At 68.5% G+C, this 12509-nt stretch carries 13 protein-coding genes; 8 read left to right on the forward strand and 5 right to left on the reverse strand.

All coding sequences use genetic code 11. The features are described 5' to 3' along the window. Positions 1-38: 38 nt before the first annotated feature. The 4 genes from hmgA to BLS97_RS16520 are packed head-to-tail and all read right to left on the reverse strand — an operon-like array spanning position 39 to position 2888. Positions 39-1334: a homogentisate 1,2-dioxygenase gene (hmgA, locus tag BLS97_RS16505; RefSeq protein ID WP_090477736.1), complete on the reverse strand. Its 1296-nt coding sequence runs from the start codon at positions 1332-1334 to the stop codon at positions 39-41. Positions 1335-1355: 21 nt separating this feature from the next. Next, on the reverse strand, positions 1356-1949 hold the full coding sequence (locus BLS97_RS16510; RefSeq protein ID WP_090477739.1) for a TetR/AcrR family transcriptional regulator: 594 nt from the start codon (positions 1947-1949) through the stop codon (positions 1356-1358). Between the two features lies 1 nt (position 1950). After that, the gene (locus tag BLS97_RS16515; protein WP_197676221.1) at positions 1951-2253 is read right to left on the reverse strand and encodes a DUF2087 domain-containing protein; all 303 of its coding nucleotides are present in this window, start codon (positions 2251-2253) and stop codon (positions 1951-1953) included. A 2-nt stretch (positions 2254-2255) separates the two neighbouring features. Further along, the gene (locus tag BLS97_RS16520) at positions 2256-2888 is read right to left on the reverse strand and encodes a DUF3043 domain-containing protein (RefSeq protein ID WP_090482426.1); all 633 of its coding nucleotides are present in this window, start codon (positions 2886-2888) and stop codon (positions 2256-2258) included. A 152-nt stretch (positions 2889-3040) separates the two neighbouring features. Here BLS97_RS16520 and BLS97_RS16525 point away from each other — a divergent pair, with 152 nt between their 5' ends. Both BLS97_RS16525 and BLS97_RS16530 read left to right on the forward strand, forming a co-directional pair. After that, a complete protein-coding gene (locus tag BLS97_RS16525) occupies positions 3041-3430 on the forward strand; it encodes a HesB/IscA family protein (RefSeq protein WP_090477746.1) in 390 nt (129 codons plus the stop codon). A gap of 214 nt (positions 3431-3644) precedes the next feature. Further along, positions 3645-4589, forward strand: a complete 945-nt coding sequence (locus BLS97_RS16530; protein WP_090482430.1) for a carbohydrate kinase family protein — start codon at positions 3645-3647, stop codon at positions 4587-4589. Positions 4590-4613: 24 nt separating this feature from the next. Here BLS97_RS16530 and asnB read toward each other — a convergent pair whose 3' ends face one another. Continuing rightward, on the reverse strand, positions 4614-6533 hold the full coding sequence (gene asnB, locus BLS97_RS16535) for an asparagine synthase (glutamine-hydrolyzing) (protein WP_407938061.1): 1920 nt from the start codon (positions 6531-6533) through the stop codon (positions 4614-4616). 328 nt (positions 6534-6861) lie between these two features. Between asnB and ctaC the strand changes: the two genes are divergently transcribed. From ctaC to BLS97_RS16565, 6 genes are all read left to right on the forward strand, one after another. Further along, the gene (ctaC, locus tag BLS97_RS16540) at positions 6862-7836 is read left to right on the forward strand and encodes an aa3-type cytochrome oxidase subunit II (protein ID WP_090477749.1); all 975 of its coding nucleotides are present in this window, start codon (positions 6862-6864) and stop codon (positions 7834-7836) included. Next, positions 7836-8303 carry a cytochrome c oxidase subunit 4 gene (locus tag BLS97_RS16545; protein ID WP_231988147.1) on the forward strand — a complete coding sequence of 156 codons (468 nt, stop codon included), beginning with the start codon at positions 7836-7838 and terminating at the stop codon, positions 8301-8303. The genes ctaC and BLS97_RS16545 overlap by 1 nt, the downstream gene beginning before the upstream one ends. Positions 8304-8507: 204 nt before the next feature. Continuing rightward, on the forward strand, positions 8508-9506 hold the full coding sequence (locus BLS97_RS16550) for a FecCD family ABC transporter permease (protein WP_157695479.1): 999 nt from the start codon (positions 8508-8510) through the stop codon (positions 9504-9506). Beyond that, positions 9503-10540 (forward strand): FecCD family ABC transporter permease, encoded by a 1038-nt coding sequence (locus BLS97_RS16555; RefSeq protein ID WP_090477755.1) that lies wholly within the window; start codon positions 9503-9505, stop codon positions 10538-10540. The genes BLS97_RS16550 and BLS97_RS16555 overlap by 4 nt, the downstream gene beginning before the upstream one ends. Continuing rightward, complete coding sequence (locus BLS97_RS16560; protein ID WP_090477760.1) at positions 10537-11340, forward strand: ABC transporter ATP-binding protein; 804 nt, start codon at positions 10537-10539, stop codon at positions 11338-11340. The genes BLS97_RS16555 and BLS97_RS16560 overlap by 4 nt, the downstream gene beginning before the upstream one ends. 10 nt (positions 11341-11350) lie before the next feature. Next, a complete protein-coding gene (locus tag BLS97_RS16565; RefSeq protein ID WP_090477764.1) occupies positions 11351-12475 on the forward strand; it encodes an iron-siderophore ABC transporter substrate-binding protein in 1125 nt (374 codons plus the stop codon). Positions 12476-12509: the final 34 nt, after the last annotated feature.

A 12509-nucleotide genomic window follows, 5' to 3' on the forward strand; every position in this document is an offset into this window, starting at 1 on the left:
ACGCGGCTGAACCGGCCACCCGGCCAGCCTTGTCCGGGTTACGGCTGGGTCGGGTCGAAGCGTTTCTCCAGGCCCAGCCAGCAGTCGGCGTAGTCGGCCTGCAGTTGCGGTGAGGACGAGGCGAACCGGCTGACCCGTTGCGGGAAGCGGGTTTCGAACATGAAGGCCATGGTGCCTTCGAGCTTGGCCGGAGCCAGTTCGACGGTTGATGCGTGCGCGAACGCCTCGGTGTCCGGGCCGTGCGGGAGCATGCAGTTGTGCAGGCTGATGCCGCCGGGCACGAAGCCCTGCGGCTTGGCGTCGTAGACGCCGTAGATCAGGCCCATGAACTCGCTCATCACGTTCATGTGATACCAGGGCGGTCGAAAGGTGTTCTCCGACACCATCCATCGGTCCGGGAAGACCACGAAGTCCACGTTCGCGGTGCCCGGGGTCTCCGACGGGCCGGTCAGCACCGTGAAGATGGACGGGTCGGCGTGGTCGAACAGCAGCGGACCGACCGGGGAGAAGCGGCGCAGGTCGTACTTGTACGGCGCGTAGTTGCCGTGCCAGGCGACGACGTCGAGAGGAGAGTGGCCGATCTCGGAGCGCCACAACGACCCGCCCCATCGCACGAACATGGCGGAGGGCTCGTCCCGGTCCTGGTAGGCGGCCACCGGGGTGAGGAAGTCGCGGGGGTTGGCCAGACAGTTGGCCCCGATCGGTCCGCGTTCGGGGAGGGTGAAGGTGCCGCCGTAGTTCTCACAGACGTATCCGCGCGCGCTGTCGCCGCCGAGTTCCAGCCGGAACTTCACCCCCCGTGGGATGACCACGATCTCGCCGGGCTCGGCGTCGATGATCCCGAACTCGGTCCAGAATCGCAGTTCGCCGTACTGCAGGACGAAGAGCATCTCGCCGTCGGCGTTGTACAGGTATTCGCTCCGCATCGATCGGTTGATCAGGTAGACGTGGTTGGCGAAGCCGGTGTGGGTACCGACGTCGCCCCCGCTGGTCACGGTGCACATGCCGTCGAGCAGCGAACGGGGTTCGGCCGGGATGGGCATCGGATCCCAGCGCAGCGGGCCGATCGGCAGGTCACACTCGTCGTCGGGGGCGCTCCGCCAGTTCGACGGCGGGCACTTGACGAACCGGCCGCCGTGGGCCACCGACGGCCGGATCCGGTAGAGCCAGGACCGTTCGTTGCTGATGCGGGGAGCCGTGAACGGCGAGCCGGAGAGTTGCTCGGCGTACAGGCCGTACGCGCAGCGCTGGGGTGAGTTCCGCCCGACCGGCAACGCTCCGGGCAGCGCCTCCGTCTCGAAGCCGTTGCCGAATCCCGACTGGTACCCGTCCATGTTCTCTCCTCGCCGCTGAGGTCAGTCGAGTACCAGCATCCTCCGGGCCAGATCGATCAGCGTCCCGGCCAGTTCGTCGTCGGTGAGCGCCGAGTCGAAGGTACCCAGCGCGTTGAGCATGCCGAAGCAGCCGTGCACGGTTGCGCGGATGACCTCGGCGCTCCAGGACGGGTGCACCTCCGCCAGCAGGGACCGCCACTGCCGGACCAGCGTCCGCTGCCGCTCGGCGAGCCGGATCCGGTGTTCCGGTGGGAGGTGATGCACCTCGCGGACGAACACGCCCATCAGCCGCCGGCGCGACGCCACCGCTCTGGCGTACACACCGACCAGGGCCAGCAGATCCCGGGCCGGGTCCGGCTCGGCCGACGAGCCTTCCGGGGGCTGGGTGACGGCGTCGATGATCCCGTCGAACACCGCGGCCAAAATGGCCGCCTTGGAATCGAAGTGCCGGTAGATGGCCGGACCGGTGATGCCGGCCGCGGCGCCGATCTGATCCATCCCGGCCGCCGGGTAGCCGCCGGCCGCGAACAGGTCGGCGGCCGCCGTGACGATGTGCAGCCGCCGGCCGCCGCGCCGCCGGCCGGGTACGATCTCGGCCGGTTCCACCGCGCTCATCTCACACCTCGACGGTGCCGCCGGAACGCCAGTACCGGCCGTCCGCGCGATCCATGAATCCGAAGTCGATCAGGGCTCGTCGCAGGGATACGTAGTCGTCGTAGAGGCCGATCAGCTCGCGATTCACCTCTACCTCGAGGTAGTGCACGCCGGGGATGAAGCGACCGGCGATCAGGTCGAGCACCGCGAGCTTGCGCGACTGCTTGCGGGGCATCGTGTGCAGCCGCCCGTCCTGGTCGAAGTACCGCTGGCGCACCACCTCCCGTTGGGCCTCAGCGGCACGTCGCAGGTCGTCCGTGCCCACGGTCAGACAGCGTCCCCTCGACCGACCCGCGGGCGCGGCACGCGCCATTTGCGGATCAGACAGGCGCGGTTGAACGCATAGAAACCGAGCGCGCGGGGCCGGATGGAGAGCCCGGCCGGATCGCCCTTCGGGAACCGTTCGGCCACCCGACGACTCAGCTGACGACCGAAGATGATCGCGTCGACCACCGCCGCGAGGATGGCGATGAGCAGGATGAAGGGGCCGATGAGCTGCACCGTCTGGTTGCGGATGAGCAGGATCACGAAGGACAGGAGCGCCACCGGCAGCAAGATCCCGGCGACGTTGCGGCGGGCATCGGTCAGGTCCCGGACGAAGGCCCGGACCGGCCCGCGGTCACGCGGCAGCACGTAGGCGTCGTCGCCCCGCATCATCCGCTCGCGACGCTGGTTCGACTGCGTCCGCTTCTCGTCCTTGGTCAGCGTCTTGCCGACCTCCTTGGACCGCTTGATGGCTTCGCGCTGGGTCTTCGGCGGTGGGGCGACCGGCCCGCGTCGGGCTTCCGCCTGGCTCCGCTTCGGCGTCGGTCGGCCCTTCCCGACGGTCGGAGCCTCCGGAACCGGGGGGACGAGAACGTCTGATGCCTGGTCAGCCGACTTACGGCGAAGAAAGCTCACCACACGAGAATAGTTGACTCCAGGAGCCGGGAATACCCACGGAACACGTGCGGTTGGACCAGCGAAGTGGGCCGACCGACCCCAGTGCGGTCCGCCCTCTGGCATCATCGAAGGTGCACGACCCCCCAGAGATCATTGAGAGAGGGAGTCATATGACTACCGCCAATACCGACGCCCCCGTCCAGGCCACCGAGTCGGCCGAACAGGTCAAGGCTGCCCACGGCGTGACGCTGACCGAGACCGCGGCGTCCAAGGCGAAGGCGTTGCTGGACCGCGACGGCAGCGCCGAGATGGTTCTCCGCATCGCCGTGCAGCCGGGTGGATGCTCGGGTCTGCGTTACGAGCTCTTCTTCGACGACCGCAGCCTGGACGGCGACGCGCTCGTCGACTTCGGCGGCATCGGCCTGGCCGTCGATCGGATGTCCAAGCCGTACCTGGACGGTGCGGTGATCGACTTCGTCGACACCATCGAGAAGCAGGGCTTCACCATCGACAACCCGAACGCGCAGAACTCCTGCGCCTGCGGAGATTCCTTCCACTGACCTGACCGGTCACGAGATGTTCGTCGGCCGCCCCCTCGGTTTTCCGAGGGAGGCGGCCGATGCTCGTTCGGTGTCGGTAGGGATCGCAGGCGGTAAGGTCGTTTCCGTCGGAGAAGGATCCCTCCGCGCGTCGGGCCCGCCCGCTTGCGCTGACTGAAGTGAAAGGGGCCTCGTGCCCATCGTCGTCACCGGTTCGATCGCAACCGACCACCTGATGCATTTCCCCGGGAAGTTCACCGATTCGCTCCTGCCGGACCAGTTGGACCGGGTCTCCCTGTCCTTCCTGGTCGACGACCTGGTCGTCCGTCGGGGCGGGGTGGCCGCGAACATCTGCTTCGGGATGGGCCTTCTGGGGGTCGGCCCGGTCCTGCTGGACGCCGTCGGTGCCGACTTCGACGACTACCGCAGCTGGCTGACCCGGCACGGGGTCGACTGCACCCACGTGCACGTGTTCAAGGACGTGCAGACGGCCCGTTTCGTGTGCACGACCGATGACGCGATGAACCAGATCGGTTCGTTCTACGCGGGCGCCATGTCACGGTCCCGGGAGATCGAGATCGGTCCGGTGGCCGATGCGGTCGCCGGGATCGATCTGGTGATGATCAGCGCCGGCGACCCGGCCGCCATGGTGCGGCACGCCGAGGAATGCCGCCAGCGCGGTCTCACCTTCGCCGCCGACCCCTCGCAGCAGCTGGCCCGCATGGACGGCGTTGACGCGGGCAAACTGGTCGACGGTGCGGCCTTCTGGTTCTCCAACGACTACGAACTCGGGCTGCTGCTGTCCAAGACCGGCTGGACCGAGGCGCAGCTGCTGTCCAAGGTGGGCCATCGGGTCACCACCCTGGGTTCCAAGGGAGTCGAGATCGTCGCCGCGGATGGCTCGCGGCTGCACGTCCCGGTCGTCCCGGAGCTGGCCAAGGTCGACCCGACGGGCGTCGGCGACGCGTTCCGTGCCGGTTTCGTGGCCGGCCAGTACCGCGGCCTCGATTTCGAACGCTCGGCGCAGCTCGGCTCGCTGATGGCCACCCTGGTGCTGGAGACCATCGGTACGCAGGAGTACAGCTTCGAGCCGGCGGCCGCCCTGGCCCGCCTGGCCGACTGCTACGGCGAGACCGCGGCCGTGGAGATCGCCGGGGCGATGGGCTTCGTCACCGTCTGACGGCGCCCACCGCCGGCTCGTCGGCTACAGGAAGACGGGATAGACCGGCTCCGGAATCTCCGGCTTGATCGAGCCGGTGACGAAGATCTCGTGCCACAGCTGGAAGACGATCACGGTCCAGATGGGCCGTGAGTAGTCGGCGACGCCGGCCCGGTGGTCGTCCAGGAGTTTCACCACCGCGGCGGCGTCGATGTACTGCTCGGTCTGGGCGCTGGTGATGATGTTGCGGGCCCAGTCGTACGAGCCCTCCTTGAGGTAGTGCCGGATCGGTACCGGGAAGCCGAGCTTCTTCCGGTTCAGCACGTGCGGCGGGACGATCAGTTCCATCGCCTTGCGCAGCGCCACCTTGGTCGCGACGCCCTGGACCCGGTGCTCCGGTGGCACCGTCCGGGCCACGTCGAACACGCGGGGGTCCAGGAACGGCACCCGCAGTTCCAGCGAGTTGGCCATGGTCATCTTGTCCGCCTTGACCAGGATGTCCCCCCGCAGCCACGTGAACAGGTCAACGTGCTGCATCCGTGAGATCGGGTCGCTGCCCAGCGACCGGGCGTAGATCGGATCGGTGACGTCCCGGAACGACCGGTCGGGGGAGTAGGTGAGCAGCACCCCGGGCAACTGTTCCTCGCGGAAGATGCGGGCGTTCCCGTAGTAGCGCTGCTCGAGGTCGATCGCGCCGCGGCGCAGCATGTCCTTCCCGCGGAAGCCCTGCGGCAGAGCCCGGCCGACGGCGGCCAGTCCCTTGCGCAGTTGGTGGGGGAGCCGCGTCATCGGGGCCAGGGAGGCCGGCTCGCGGTAGATGTTGTACCCGCCGAACAGCTCGTCGGCGCCCTCGCCGGACAACACCACCTTGACGTGTTTGCGGGCTTCGTTGGCGACGAAGTACAGCGGCACCAGGGCCGGGTCGGCCACCGGCTCGTCCAGGTACCAGACGATCAGCGGCAGCGCGCCCGTGAGTTCCGCCTCCGAGACCTTGCGGACGACGTGCCGGACGCCGATCGCCGCTGCGCTCTCCGCGGCCACGTCGATCTCGGAAAAGCCCTCCCGGTCGAAGCCGGTGGTGAACGTGAGCAGATCGGGGTTGTAGCGCTTGGCCAGCGCGGCGATCGCGGTGGAGTCGATACCGCCGGACAGGAAGGACCCGACGGTGACATCGGCCCGCATGTGCGCCTTCACCGAATCGTCAAGGACGTCGGCGATGCGCCGGTACAGCGCGTTGCGCTCCGATTCCCCGGTCACCCTCGACGGCACGAACGTCGGGTGGAAGTACCGCTCCGGGTGCACCGCGGCACCCGGCGCCGGACGCAGGGTGAAATGCGTCCCGGACTCGAGGCGGCGGATCGCGACGTCCATCGTGGCCGGCTCCGGGACGTACTGCAGGACGAGGTAGTGCTGCAGGGCGGCCTCGTCGACCACGGCCGCCCCGGTGAGCTCCCGCAGGCCCTTCTCCTCGGAGGAGAAGGCGATCCCGTCCGGGGTGACCGCCGTGAACAGCGGTTTGATGCCGAACGGGTCGCGTGCCCCGAACAGCACCCGCAGCTCGGTGTCCCAGATCAGGAAGGCGAACATGCCTCTGAGCCGCGACACGGCCGCCTTGCCCCAGTGGTGGAAGCCGGCGACGATGGCCTCACCGTCGCCCTCGGTCCGGAACCGGGCACCGAACTCCGCGGCCAGCTCCTCCCGCAGCTCCAGGTAGTTGTAGATCTCGCCGTTGAACACCAGTGCGTACCGGTCGGGCGATTCCGGCGGCCCCCACCGCAGCGGCTGGTGCGAGTGGGCGATGTCGATGATGGACAGCCGGTTGAACCCGAACACCACGTCGTCGTCGTTCCAGGTGCCGGCGTCGTCCGGGCCGCGATGACGGGCGCACCGCATGCCCGCGGCCACCTCCTCCACGCGATCCCCGGCCCGGCCGGTCAAGGAGAGGAAGCCCATCAGTCCGCACACGAGGTCGGTCACCCAGTTTCTGTTGATCGGTTACACCTGCTGGCCCCAAGTATCCGGTAGGAGGCCCGCCGTCCGATGTCGCCTCGCGGTCGGGCGAGCCGACGAGGATGTCTGACGCGCGTGCGAGAGGTGTCGGAAAGATCTGTGCTGGCATATTGTTGCCCTGTCTTCGACAAGTTGTAGATCTGACACTCGCCACGCCTGCCCTGGCACGGAGAGCGGGCAACCGGTCGAGTAATCTCAGGCGCGTCAGACGGCCGGACGCGCGCCGTGCAGTACGGCTCCACCGCACTCGGTGACGCCGCGGTTCTTCTAGGAGGGCGCCCGAGTGGCTCGGTCTCGTAGTACTCGGAGGTTGTTGCTCGCCGGCACGCTGGCGCTGGCCGGCCTGCTGGTCAGTGGTTGTTCGGCGGACGATCTGCCGCGGTTCGGTTGGCCGGTCGGCCAGACCCCGCAGGCGACCAAGATGCAGCATTTCTGGTCCTGGACGTTCATCGCGGCCCTGGCCATCGGTGTGCTGGTCTGGGGGCTGATGTTCTGGACCTTCGCCTTCCATCGCAAGAAGAAGAACTCACCGCTGTACCCGAAGCAGACGAAAGAGAACCTGCCGCTGGAGTTGGTCTACACGGCCGTTCCGTTCGTCATGGTCGCGGTGCTGTTCTACTTCGCGGTGACGACCGAGAACTTCGTGCTGAAGAAGGTCTCGAATCCCGATGTCAGCGTGAACGTCACCGCCTTCAAGTGGGGTTGGGACTTCAGCTACGACGGGACCGCCGATCCGGACAATCCCGCCTGCACGGCCACCGACAAGGAGGTCTGCCTGGTCCACACGGTCGGGACGGCCACCCAGGTGCCGATCATGATCCTTCCGGTGCAGAAGGTCATCGACTACAAGCTCGAGTCCAAGGACGTCATCCATTCGTTCTGGGTGCCGGACTTCCTGTTCAAGCGGGACGTGTTCCCCGATCCCGCGGCGAACAACACGGACAACCACTTCCAGAACAGCATCGACAAGCCGATCGCCATGGTCGGCCGCTGCGCCGAGCTGTGTGGCACGTACCACTCGTCGATGAACTTCGAGGTGCGCGGCGTACCGCAGAAGATCTACGACGCGTACATCAAGTACCGCGAGACCAAGAACCCGGCCACCGGCAAGTCGTACACCACGGCCGAGGCGCTGACCGCGACCGGAGCGAAGTACTCCGATTGCGGGACGCTCTGCGCGCCCCTGTCGACGACGACCTATCCGATCAACCCCAACCGTGAGGCCAAATCCGCCTCACTCAACACCGGAGGCAACTGATGGCGGTTGACCACGCTTCCGAGGTCGAGATCGAGGACGCCGCACCACCGAAGCGTGGGCTGAACGTCGAGGCCTGGATCTTCCTCGCCCTGACCGCCTTCTTCTTCCTGGCGACGGTGCTGTACGCGATCTTCGCCGGTTCCGTGGAACCGGTGGGCGTTGTCGCCCTCGCCCTGACGACGGGGTTGTCCCTGATCATCGGCACGTTCCTGATGTTCGCCTCCAGGCGGTTGGAGCAGGCCCGGCCGGAGGACAACGAGAATGCCCACGTGTCCGACGGCGCGGGCGATATCGGGTTCTTCTCGCCCGGTTCGTACTGGCCGTTCGGGATGGCTCTGGCCGCCGCGTTCACGGCCGTCGCGACCGCGTTCCTCCTGGTCTGGCTCATGATCATCACGATCGGATTCCTGCTGATCACCGTCTGCGGCCTGCTGTTCGAGTACCACCGGCGGCCGACCGCCCACTGATCCGGCAACTCCGCAAAGCGCCCGTCCCGGCCTCTCCGGGGCGGGCGCTTCTGCGTCCGCCCGAGTGCGTGGTGTGAATGTTCCCACGTTGCTGGTGTCGGCCGTCTGCGTGGGATGGTTAGGCCAGGCTGTCCTCTGCCAGATAAGGTCACCCTTACCCGTGCCGATCGGTAGGGGGAACGCTGACCAGTCGAGGTGATCGCCGTGACCGCTCGCCGCGGATTCTCCGGCCTGGCCGGTTTGGTCGTCCTCCTCGTGCTGTGTGCGGCCCTGTCGCTGTTCATCGGGTCGAAAGGTCTGTCACCCAGCGACGTTTTCCGTGTGCTGTTCCATCACGACGGTTCCGAGGCCGACGTGATCGTCAACGGTCAGCGCCTGCAGCGCACGGTGCTGGCCGTCGTGGTCGGGGTCGCCCTGGCCGTAGCAGGTGCGCTGATGCAGGCGCTGACTCGCAATCCGTTAGCCGACCCTGGCTTGCTGGGGGTCAATGCGGGCGCAGCGGTGGCCGTCGTCGTCGGGATCGGCGCGTTCTCCGCTTCGACGCCGGTGCAGTACCTGCCCTTCGCCTTCGTCGGGGCGGCGGTGGCTTCGGTGGCCGTGTACATCCTCGGGTCGGCCGGCCGGAGCGCGGCCACGCCGGTCCGGCTGGCCCTGGCCGGCACGGCCATCACCTTCGCGCTGGGGGCCGTGCTCCAAGCTCTGTTGACCCTGTCGCCGACCACGTTCGACGCCTACCGGTACTGGATGACCGGAACGCTGTCCGGCCGCGGGACCGACGTCCTGCTGATCACCGCCCCGTGGGTGATCGTCGGTCTGGTGGTCGCCGTCCTGCTCGGCGGTTCGCTGAACATGATGGCCCTTGGTGACGAGGCGGGGCAGGCCCTCGGCGTCTCGCTCGGCCGGACGCGGCTGGTCAGCGGCGTCCTGGTGGCTCTGCTGGCCGGGGCGGCGACGGCGGCCGTCGGGCCGGTCAGCTTCGTCGGCCTGGCCGTGCCGCACCTGGCCAGATCGATCACCGGACCGGACAACCGCTGGCTCATGGCCTACGCCGGCGTCCTCGGGCCGCTGGTGACGTTGCTGGCCGACATCGTCGGACGAGTGGTGGCCCGGCCCGGTGAGGTGGGGGTAGGCATCGTCGCGTCGGTCCTCGGGGCCCCGTTCTTCCTCGTCCTGGTGCGCCGCCGGAAGCCGGTTTCGCTATGACCGCGCTCGTCACCGGGAGGTCGGCCGCGAGGCGGCGCGCGCCGGTCGGCGGCCGGATGGCCCTGGTGGTCGGGATGCTGGCGTTGGCCTGGCCGGTGATGGCGCTGATCGCCATGGCGTCGGGTGATCTGCACATCCCGCTCTCCCAGGTGCTCGAATCCGTCGTCGGGAAGGGCACACCGGCGAACGACCTGATCGTCCGTGACTGGCGCGGAGCGAGGGTGCTGTGTGCCCTGTTCGTCGGCGCCGCCCTCGGAGCTGCCGGCGCGGCGTTCCAGTCGCTGACCCGCAATCCGCTGGGCAGCCCGGACGTCATCGGCTTCACCAGCGGCGCCGCCACCGGTGCCCTGCTGGAGATCCTGGTGTTCGGCGGGGGAGCGGGAGCCGTCGCGGCGGGTGCGGTCGGCGGCGGGCTGGTCACCGCGCTCGTGGTCACGCTGCTCGCGATGCGCCACGGCGGATCGGGCATCTTGTTGATCCTGGTCGGCATCGGGCTGACCGCGATGCTCTGGGGGATCAACTCCTACCTGCTGGTCAGGGCGGACCTGAACGACGCGATCACCGCGCAGGCCTGGTTGTTCGGATCGTTGAACGGCCGGGGGTGGACGCAGTTGTGGCCCGTCCTGGGCGCGGTGCTGATGGGCGTTCCGGTGCTCGCCGGTCTCGGTCGACCGCTCGGACTGCTGGAGATGGGCGACGATTTCGCGATCGGTCTCGGGGTTCGCCCGTCCCGGGTTCGCGCCGTGGTCATCGTCGTCGCCGTGCTGCTCACCGCGGGGGCCGTGGCCACCGCCGGCCCGCTGCTGTTCGTCGCCCTCGCTGCCCCGCAGATCGCCCGCCGGCTGACCGGGTCGTCGGGGGTCGGGGTGGTTGCGGCCGCCCTGCTGGGCGGTCTGTTGGTGGCGCTGGCCGACCTCGCTTCGACCCGGGCGTTCGCGCCCACCCAACTTCCGGTCGGCATCGCGACCGGTCTGATCGGCGGGCTCTACCTCGCCGGCCTGCTGATCCAGCAGTGGCGAAAGGGCAACGGATGACGACCGTCACCAGTCGACTGGCCGCGATCGATCTCACGGTGGGATATCCGTCCCGTGTGGTGGCCGAGCACCTGACGGTGAGCATCCCGGACGGGGAATTCACCGTCATCGTCGGGCCGAACGCCTGCGGCAAGTCGACCCTGCTGCGGTCCCTGGCCCGGGTGCTGGCCCCGCTGACCGGGACGGTGCTGCTGGACGGCGCCGCGATCAGTGCATACCCGACGAAGGAGGTCGCCCGGCGACTCGGACTGCTGCCGCAGACGTTTCAGGCTCCGGACGGCATCACGGTGGCCGAGCTGGTCACCCGGGGGCGTCACCCGCATCAGCGCTTCCTCCGTCCCAGCAGCACCTCCGACCGGGAGATCGTGCACGAGGCGATGGTGGCCACCGGTGTGGCCGCGCTGGCCGACCGATCGATTCAGGAGTTGTCCGGCGGCCAACGCCAGCGGGTTGCGCTGGCCCTCGCACTGGCCCAACAGACATCGATCCTGCTGCTCGACGAGCCGACCACCTACCTCGACATCGCCCACCAGATCGAGATGCTCGACCTCTGCGCCGACCTGCACGCTCGGGACGGCCGGACCCTGGTTGCCGTCCTGCACGACCTGAATCACGCCTGCCGCTACGCGACCCACCTGATCGCCATGTCGGACGGCCGGGTCGTCTCCGAGGGCCATCCCTCGGAGATCGTGACCGCCGAGTTGGTGGAGGCCGTGTTCGGCCTGCCCTGCCGGATCATCGACGACCCGGAAACCCATACCCCCCTTGTAGTCCCGCTGGCTCGTCGCCGGCCTCAATGAAGGAGTTCCTGTGTCCCTGCGTCTTCTGCGCACCGGCGCCGCCGTCCTGGCGGTGGCGGCCCTGCTGAGTGCGTGCAGCTCGTCGAGCAGCTCGAACGCGACGGGCGGGTCGACCGATCGGCCCGCGTCCTCGGCGAACGCCCCGATCCTGTCGTCGGCTCCCGCTGCCTCGTCGTCGGCCGCGTCGTCGGCCGCGTCTTCGGCTGGGTCGGCGTCGGGATCACCGGCCGCCACGTCCTCGGCCGCTGCCGCGTCGTTCCCGGTCACGATCCCCAACGCGTTCGGCTCGACCGTCATACCGTCCGAACCCAAGCGGGTGGTGGTGATCGGCTACACCGAGACCGACACCGTCCTGGCTCTCGGGGTGGTCCCGGTCGGTATCCAGCAGTGGATCGCCGGCTACGACTCCGGCGTCGGCCCGTGGGCCCGGTCGCTGCTCGGGTCGGCCACGCCGACGGTGTTCGCGCCGACCGCCGAACTGAACGTCGAGCAGGTCGCCTCGCTGAAGCCGGACCTGATCATCGGGTTGAACCGTCAGGTGACGAAGGAGGTCTACGTGCAGCTGAGCGCCATCGCCCCGACGCTGGTCCGGCCGGCCCGGTACAGCGACTACGGCGTGCCGCAGGACGTGCAGGCCGCTCTGATCGGCCGCGCCATGGGCAAGGAGTCCGAGATCAAGGCCAAGCTGGCGGCGGTCGACTCGGAGATAGCGGCGGCCAAGACGGCCAACCCCGCGTTCGCGGGCAAGACCGTCTCGGTCGACTGGCCGCGCAGCGGCGGGCAGGGCTGGTACGCCTACACCGACATCGACCCGCGCCTGAACCTGATGACGGCGCTCGGGTTCGAGCAGGCACCGGCCGTGGCCGCACTGGGCAACAAGGCGTTCTACGTCGAGGTGTCCAGGGAGCGGACGTCGGAGATCGACGCCGATGTGGTGGTCATGCTGGACATCGAGAAGCAGCGTCAGGCGGTCGAGGCCGACGCTCTGTACAAGGCGCTGCCCGCGGTGAAGGCCGGGCACGTCGTCTGGGTGACCGATACCGACGTCACGTCGGCCTTCTCCTACGCGTCCGTGCTGTCTCTGCCGTACGCGCTGGACAAGATCGTCCCCGAGCTGGCCAAGGCCGCCGCCTGACGTTCGGTCGACCGACGCCAGAAGGGCCCCACCG

The sequence above is a fragment of the Nakamurella panacisegetis genome, from assembly GCF_900104535.1.
Classification (GTDB): Bacteria; Actinomycetota; Actinomycetes; order Mycobacteriales; family Nakamurellaceae; genus Nakamurella; species Nakamurella panacisegetis.